Origin of the sequence: Marinilabilia salmonicolor (assembly GCF_003003035.1) — a bacterium.
In the GTDB taxonomy this organism is placed as follows: Bacteria; Bacteroidota; Bacteroidia; order Bacteroidales; family Marinilabiliaceae; genus Marinilabilia; species Marinilabilia salmonicolor_A.
This window is the reverse complement of record NZ_PVTS01000042.1, coordinates 3,173-4,823: the sequence shown is the minus strand read 5'-3', so window position 1 is coordinate 4,823 and position 1,651 is coordinate 3,173. Positions and strand designations below refer to the sequence as shown.

Here is a 1,651-nt window from a genome sequence, read left to right as displayed (position 1 = left end):
ATTTTATTTTAAAACTTTCCTACAACGAAGAGTTTGATCCTGGCTCAGGATGAACGCTAGCGACAGGCCTAACACATGCAAGTCGAGGGGTAACATGAGAGCTTGCTCTTGATGACGACCGGCGCACGGGTGAGTAACGCGTATGCAACCTTCCTTTAACAGGAGAATAGCCCCCGGAAACGGGGATTAATGCTCCATAGTAATTATTTGCCACCTGACAGATAATTTAAAGTTCCGACGGTTAAAGATGGGCATGCGTGACATTAGCCAGTTGGCGGGGTAACGGCCCACCAAAGCAACGATGTCTAGGGGTTCTGAGAGGAAGGTCCCCCACACTGGTACTGAGACACGGACCAGACTCCTACGGGAGGCAGCAGTGAGGAATATTGGTCAATGGACGCAAGTCTGAACCAGCCATGTCGCGTGCAGGATGACTGCCCTATGGGTTGTAAACTGCTTTTGTACGGGAAGAAATATACTTACGTGTAAGTATTTGCCGGTACCGTACGAATAAGCATCGGCTAACTCCGTGCCAGCAGCCGCGGTAATACGGAGGATGCGAGCGTTATCCGGATTTATTGGGTTTAAAGGGTGCGTAGGCGGAATGGTAAGTCAGTGGTGAAATCCTGCAGCTCAACTGTAGTTGTGCCATTGATACTGTCATTCTTGAGTACAGATGAGGTAGGCGGAATGAGTAGTGTAGCGGTGAAATGCATAGATATTACTCAGAACACCAATTGCGAAGGCAGCTTACTAAACTGACACTGACGCTGAAGCACGAAAGCGTGGGTATCAAACAGGATTAGATACCCTGGTAGTCCACGCCGTAAACGATGATTACTGGTTGTTTGCGATACACAGCAAGCGACTGAGCGAAAGCATTAAGTAATCCACCTGGGGAGTACGTCGGCAACGATGAAACTCAAAGGAATTGACGGGGGCCCGCACAAGCGGTGGAACATGTGGTTTAATTCGATGATACGCGAGGAACCTTACCTGGGTTTAAATGGGAAGTGACAGGGGTAGAAATACCTTTTTCTTCGGACACTTTTCAAGGTGCTGCATGGTTGTCGTCAGCTCGTGCCGTGAGGTGTCGGGTTAAGTCCCATAACGAGCGCAACCCCTGTTGTTAGTTACCAGCACATCATGGTGGGGACTCTAACAAGACTGCCGGTGTAAACCGCGAGGAAGGTGGGGATGACGTCAAATCAGCACGGCCCTTACATCCAGGGCTACACACGTGTTACAATGGCAGGTACAAAGGGCAGCTACACAGCGATGTGATGCTAATCTCGAAAACCTGTCCCAGTTCGGATTGAAGTCTGCAACCCGACTTCATGAAGCTGGAATCGCTAGTAATCGCGCATCAGCCATGGCGCGGTGAATACGTTCCCGGGCCTTGTACACACCGCCCGTCAAGCCATGGAAGCCGGGAGTACCTGAAGTATGTAACCGCAAGGAGCGTCCTAGGGTAAAACTGGTGACTGGGGCTAAGTCGTAACAAGGTAGCCGTACCGGAAGGTGTGGCTGGAACACCTCCTTTCTGGAGAGAATGTATCCAACACCAGACAAAACGACTTCGACCTCCAAAGAGTGAAAGAGACCGGAAAAGCTTTTATCTTTGGTTTTGCATTAATTTTTATATAATGGG

1 rRNA gene is annotated in these 1,651 nt (G+C 49.7%); it reads left to right on the top strand.

Annotated features, from left to right (window positions below):
• Window positions 1-21: 21 nt before the first annotated feature.
• Window positions 22-1,543, top strand: a 16S ribosomal RNA gene (locus BY457_RS18720).
• The last annotated feature ends 108 nt before the right edge of the window (window positions 1,544-1,651 follow it).